Below are 5,914 nucleotides of genomic sequence, written 5' to 3' on the forward strand. Positions count from 1 at the left end.
GCCATCAACACCATCTCCATTGGGCTAGGCGCGCTCGCACCGCCATTGCCATCCATCACGACAGAGTGGCCCGATTGGGAATGACCTAAAAACTTGAACTCATCGATCCACTTAACTTCTGCTTGCATGATTGTCTCTCTACTCATTTAAAAACTGCGAAAACGTCAGTGTGTAAAAAGCGCCAGTGAAAAACTCACTCGCGCTCTGTTGTCTGTTCATTGCTTCAGCGCATGCTGATACCGGCGATTAGCGATTATACGGTCAGCAAAACTCGCGCTGCGAGCAGTATCAATACACACCCTGATAGTCTATCAATCAATACGGCTTTAGAGCGAATTTTATCGATAAGCTTCGGACTTGAGAGCAAAAACGTAATTAAGGTATACCAGAGCCCATCCACCACAAACGGTGTGAGCACGATGATCGACTTCGCGGCAAAGGTGTCACCGACTGCGACAAATTGGCTAAACAGCGCGATGAAGAACAGCGCAATTTTCGGGCTGAGCAGAGAAATCAGCAGCCCTTCTCGCGCCGATTGAGCCACTGGTGTTGGCTCGCCCGACTCTAGCCTTGCCGCTACGCCACCTTTAGAACGCAGCGCATTATAGCCAAGGTAGATAAGGTACGCGGCACCGGCGTAGCTAATCCCCTTGAATAGCAAGGGTGATTGCTGCAACACCACAGCTAAGCCAATTAAGGTAATAAACGCATAGACGCCAATACCAAAAGCGTGCGCCCATGCGGCGGCAAATCCATTGATGCGCCCGCCCGCCAAACTGTGCTTTGCCACCATGGCCAAACTAGGCCCCGGAGACATAGCACCGAGTAGACAAATCGTGAAAAGTGAAAACCAAATCGTTAAGGTCATGAAAACGTGTCCTAATCCATGTGAATGGCGTAACGATAATGCTGATTAGCTATGATTTGAAATCAAACTTTTTCATAAGCATCATGATTTCATATCATACCTATCGAGTAAGGGGATGTGCGCATAGCGCTCAGCACAACCTCTCTCATCCATTGATGAGCAGGATCAAGATCGTACTTGGGATGCCAAATCAACCAATAGAGATGACTGGCCGTATCAAAAGGCAAAGGACGATAAAGAAGTGACGCATCCCGCGACAAGTTAATCGCTATGTGTTCTGGTACCACCATCAGGTAGTGGCTGCTTTGCAGAGCATTGACTGCGGCGGTAAAGAACGGCACTTTCAAGGCAACGCGTCGTGTGTGACCAAGCGCGTTCAGTACCACATCGGTGCTGGTGTCCTTGTCGCCGCCCCCTGTGACTTTCAAATGTGGGTAAGCCAGCATATCTTCCATCGATACCGCACCTTTATCGGCAAGCGGATGCCCTTGACGCATCAACAAAACGGATTTGTCTTCACCGATCAGCACGGAACTGACGTACTCTGGCTGACGAGGGAGCATGGTTGACGCCAGATCAATACCGTTCGTATGGAGTTGGTCCAAATAATCTGGGTCCCACAGCTTGTACGTCAGATTCAAATTAGGGGCTTGATCGGTCAAGACCGAGACTACGCTAGGTACGATGTACTGCGCGACATAATCACTCGAGGAAAACACAAACTCTTGTCGCCAATTGTGCGGTTGAAACGGCGCATCGGCCAACAGATTATCCACCTCAGAGAACATCCGATCCAAGCGCTTCTTAATAACCAGCGCACGAGGGGTTGGAACCAATTGGTTACCGTCTCTCACCAGCAGTGGATCATCAAATAGCGTACGTAGCTGAGCCAACTGACGGCTTACCGCAGATTGAGTAATGTGCAAACGCTCTGCTGCGCGGCTGACATGGCACTCGTCCAGTAACACCGATAACGCCCGTAGCAAGTTTAAGTTGATGTTATTGAGCATCATGAAGCGTGTTGAAGAACTCAGTTAAAACGGTATGCGTCACCAAATGACGCAGCTCTGGGATGGTGTACAGCTCATCTCGAATCCGGTATAGCTGCGCCATACTCTCCACTTCGACAAACAGCATCATGTCCGTTTCACCACTGATGGCATGGCACCACTTCACCCCTTCAATCTGATAAATACGCGGGGCATAATGATCGCAATAGTGCCTGGTTTTCGTCGTATCAAATTTGAGTGCGAGATAGGCTTGGATTTTGGCGCTACTGGTGTCTGGCTGAGCAATTTCTGCGTGATAACCGAGGATCACTCGCTCCGCTTCTAAACGCTGAATACGCGCCGTCACAGCAGAGCGGGACAAGTTCACCTGACGGGCGAGTTCACTGACAGACAATCGAGCGTTGCCTCTGAGTAATGTAATGATTTTATTATCGAATTTATCCATTTCTTTTTCTCATACTTGCCCTTTGGTCAATTTGACACAAAACGAACAGGAAGAAAAGATGACAAAATGGCGGGCGATACGTGAAAAAACGTCAAAGTGACGGATAAGCGAGACACATTGATGGATGCCGAGATAGACACAATTGGTTAAGCTTGGCCAATCACCCCGCGCTAGGATGCGACATGAACCAACTCAAACAAGAAATCTCGTTATTATCAGGCATCGGCCAACTCTCGACCACATTACTCGGCACTGGGCTATTTATGGTGCCCGCCATCGCTGCCGGCATTGCCGCTGAAGCGTCGCTATGGGCTTGGTTGCTGCTGTTTATCGCCATCTGCCCCATTGCGCTCACGTTCGCCCAGTTAGGTAAACGCTACCCCAACGCTGGCGGAACCGCCTATTTTGTACGAATGGCGTTTGGCCCCCGCCTTGAAAAAAGTGTCGCGTGGCTGTTTTTGAGTGTCATTCCTGTCGGTGTACCTGCCGCCATTGCGTTGGCTGCGGGCTTTCTTGAACAGATTCTTCCTACTAGCCTTCAAGACCCTTTGCTTGCGCAAGTGATCACCGTGTTATTACTCGTGCTGGTTAACTTATCTGGGGCGAAATCTTCGGGCCGTCTACAAACGGTGATTGCGCTCGCAATCTTTGCCCTCGTCGTCGCGTTTTGGTGGCAAAGTGATCTAAAGACCGATGACATCACGCTCCCCACCTTGAGCCAACAAGATTGGCTGCCGATTGGCGCGGCGCTCGGCGTGATGTTTTGGTGCTTTGTCGGTATCGAAGCGTTCGCCCACATGGGGGAAGAGTTTAAAAACCCAGAACGCGATTTTCCCATCGCAATTGTGATTGGCTGTTTAGTCGCCGGCCTTACCTATTGGGCTTGCTCGGTCGTGATTTTAAAATTGGGCGCGTATGGCTCTGCGCAATTTGAAAGCACCTCTATTCCGTGGATGGCAGCTCAGTTGTTTGGTCCGAGCGTCAAGTGGCTCATCAGCATCATCGGCTTTGCGGCCTGTTTTGCAAGCGTCAATCTCTACACTCAAAGTCTCTCGCGTATGGTTTGGTCGCAAGCGCGTGATTACACGCCACACAGTGCGCTTGCAAGATTGTCAGTGCGTGGCGTGCCGGCAAACGCAACGATTGCCGTTGGCGCTGTGCTGCTGCTTTCTTGCGTCGTGGGTGAAATTTCCGGCCTTAACTTGGAGTTTTTCCTTAAGCTCGCCAACGGGATCTTTGTTTTGGTTTATCTACTGGCGATGCTGGCGGCCTACAAACTGCTGCGCGGCGTGGATAAAGTCTTAGCGAGCGTCGCGCTACTGCTCTGTAGCCTTGTGTTTCTCTGTTTAGGCTGGTCGATGTTTTACGCCGTGACCATTTTTGCCGTGCTCACACTCCCTTGGCATAAATGGCGTAAACTGCCGCCGCAAGCCACCTAAAACCAGTACAAGAGAGAGATTGACCGACGTTATTGGTGCAAAAGCAATCATTCAACCCAACATGTCCCGTTTTGTTGGGTTTGTGTGCTAGGTTTTTCAAGATAGAGTATTGTTTTTCTGCCGTTTTCGAGTACTTTGAACACAGCGTTTAAACGGACAATAACGGCTGGAGTGCTCTGTGAGCCAATTTCAAGATCTCTCTATTTTGATCGCCGAACTGCTTCGCAGTGAAGACAGTGAGCAGGTCACAACTCTTAACGAATCTATCGAACACGGACTTGAGCCCGGCGCTTTGGCGCTGATTCTCGAGGCCTTTCCCATTGATGACCGTGTGCGACTTTGGCGCAGCCTGCCCCTTGAGCTGCATATTGAAGTACTTACCGAAGCGCGTGCGGAAGTTCGCCACTCCATCATCAAAGAGCTGTCTGAGGTTGAACTCAAATTAACCCTCGCCAAACTGGATAACTTATCTCTGATTGAATGGTCTGACTCACTCCCTGAGGAGATCATCAATGAAGCGCTACGCCTGATCGAAAAAGATGAACTTGAGCTTTACGATCAAGCGAATGCCTATGAAGATGATCAGATTGGTCGTTGGGCCGAACGAAAAGTGGTCACGCTCCCCTTCACCATTTCCGTTGAGAAAGCGAAAGGTTTGATGGAGCGCTACAGCTATGACGCCCCTGAGCACATCTATCTGATCAACAAGAAGAAACAGTTTCGAGGTATAGTGCGCTATATCGATTTGCTGCGCGCCGAGCCGGGCGACAGGCTTAAATCATTGGCGCTAGAGCACCCTGTCACATTAAACGCCAAGCTAGAACTTTCTGAAAGTATCGAGGCGTTGGAGCACTCTTCACTCTCCACCATGCCAGTGACCGATGACGATGACACCTTGATTGGTGAAGTGGATTGGCATTTTGCCCTCAGTACTCAACGAGAAATATACGAAGCGCGCCTAATGGCGGGTACCGGTATGGATGAAGGGGACGACCTGTTTGCGCCCATCATTCGCAGCTCGAAAAAGCGTGGGGTTTGGCTTGGCATCAATCTCATGACGGCAATCCTTGCCTCAGTCACTATCGGCTTGTTTGAAGATGTTATCGCTCAAGTGGTTGCACTGGCGGTCTTGATGCCCATCGTCGCCTCGATGGGTGGCATCGCAGGTAGCCAGACGTTAACGCTGATGGTCCGTGCGATGGCGCTCAACCAGATCACAGCGGGGAACCGCTGGGCGCTAATGAAAAATGAAGTGGGCATTGGCTCTATCAACGGATTGCTGTGGGCAGTCATCATTGGTGGACTCGCCGGACTGTGGTTTCAGTCTGTCATATTAGGGGCCACCATCGCGCTGGCGATCGTCGTCAACATTATTACCGCCGCTCTATTTGGTGTGCTGATCCCAATTGTTCTCGACAAACTCAAACTTGACCCTGCACTGGCAGGCTCCGTCATCCTGACAACTGTGACTGACGTGGTGGGTTTTTTCGCCTTTCTCGGCACAGCGAGTCTCGTCATGCTCTAAGCCCTAGCGGCACATAAGATGACCTCCGATTGCGCGCACCCACAAGGTGCGCAATCTGATCCTCAGTTCGCAATATGCTGATGTATTCGCAATATGCAATGCCAATATGCAACCAGCCACTCTTTCTTAGTCTCAATCTCAACGTAAAGCCTGACACAGCGAGCATATTAAAGTTGGCACATAACCTGCTATCTATACAGTGACCCTAGCGTTAGGGTCACCTAGCCAACTGACGTTGTTAGTGAACCCAATTTGTTCACACCCAATATCAGCCAGAATCCTCACGGTTTCTGGCTCTTTTTTTTATTTTTGCTCATCCATACAAAATACTGATGGCACTCACCCAATTATTAGCAACACAAATCCTGGAATAATCAATATTCCAATAGAAAACATAAAATAATAAATACACAACGCACTGTTTTCCTTGATCAAATCAATCAAAAACATCCAAGCAACCGTTTTACAAGCCGCCACTTGCATTGACAGCGCAAAATACACCCCCATAATACGCGCCGCAATCGAATACATTCTGGTAAAGACAGTCTCATTCTGCGGAGGTAATACAATGGCTGATGACAACAATTACAGCTTAGGACCGGTCCCGAGCAACGCACGCAAAGGGGT

The 5,914-nt window shown here is 49.7% G+C and carries 6 protein-coding genes and 1 pseudogene; 2 read left to right on the top strand and 5 right to left on the bottom strand.

The window, feature by feature from the left end; all coding sequences use genetic code 11:
• The 4 genes and pseudogenes from AC6R1O_RS11145 to AC6R1O_RS11160 form a co-directional block, all read right to left on the bottom strand.
• A pseudogene (locus tag AC6R1O_RS11145) lies at positions 1-128 on the bottom strand (OsmC family protein); the annotation flags it as partial.
• A 125-nt stretch (positions 129-253) separates the two neighbouring features.
• Positions 254-868 (bottom strand): LysE family translocator, encoded by a 615-nt coding sequence (locus AC6R1O_RS11150; RefSeq protein WP_334551552.1) that lies wholly within the window; start codon positions 866-868, stop codon positions 254-256.
• An 89-nt stretch (positions 869-957) separates the two neighbouring features.
• Positions 958-1,878, bottom strand: a complete 921-nt coding sequence (locus tag AC6R1O_RS11155) for a LysR family transcriptional regulator (RefSeq protein WP_334552186.1) — start codon at positions 1,876-1,878, stop codon at positions 958-960.
• Positions 1,868-2,323, bottom strand: coding sequence for an Lrp/AsnC family transcriptional regulator (locus AC6R1O_RS11160; protein WP_334551550.1), 456 nt, complete (start codon positions 2,321-2,323; stop codon positions 1,868-1,870). Before AC6R1O_RS11160 ends, AC6R1O_RS11155 begins: the two co-directional genes overlap by 11 nt.
• Before the next feature lie 182 nt (positions 2,324-2,505).
• On the opposite strand from AC6R1O_RS11160, the gene yjeH reads away from it, so the two are divergent.
• On the top strand, positions 2,506-3,762 hold the full coding sequence (gene yjeH / locus AC6R1O_RS11165) for an L-methionine/branched-chain amino acid transporter (RefSeq protein WP_500632051.1): 1,257 nt from the start codon (positions 2,506-2,508) through the stop codon (positions 3,760-3,762).
• 178 nt (positions 3,763-3,940) lie between these two features.
• A complete protein-coding gene (locus AC6R1O_RS11170; protein ID WP_500632052.1) occupies positions 3,941-5,287 on the top strand; it encodes a magnesium transporter in 1,347 nt (448 codons plus the stop codon).
• A 339-nt stretch (positions 5,288-5,626) separates the two neighbouring features.
• Here AC6R1O_RS11170 and AC6R1O_RS11175 read toward each other — a convergent pair whose 3' ends face one another.
• Positions 5,627-5,869 (bottom strand): hypothetical protein, encoded by a 243-nt coding sequence (locus AC6R1O_RS11175; RefSeq protein WP_500657028.1) that lies wholly within the window; start codon positions 5,867-5,869, stop codon positions 5,627-5,629.
• Positions 5,870-5,914 lie beyond the last annotated feature (45 nt).

This window comes from Vibrio sp. R11-SG3-ISO3-SZ (genome assembly GCF_059834345.1).

Excerpts from the sequence above, each read along its gene's own strand:
- AC6R1O_RS11150 (WP_334551552.1), bottom strand. The coding sequence starts at position 868 with ATGACCTTAACGATTTGGTTTTCACTTTTCACGATTTGTCTACTCGGT.
- AC6R1O_RS11155 (WP_334552186.1), bottom strand. The coding sequence starts at position 1,878 with ATGCTCAATAACATCAACTTAAACTTGCTACGGGCGTTATCGGTGTTA.
- AC6R1O_RS11160 (WP_334551550.1), bottom strand. The coding sequence starts at position 2,323 with ATGGATAAATTCGATAATAAAATCATTACATTACTCAGAGGCAACGCT.
- yjeH (WP_500632051.1), top strand. The coding sequence starts at position 2,506 with ATGAACCAACTCAAACAAGAAATCTCGTTATTATCAGGCATCGGCCAA.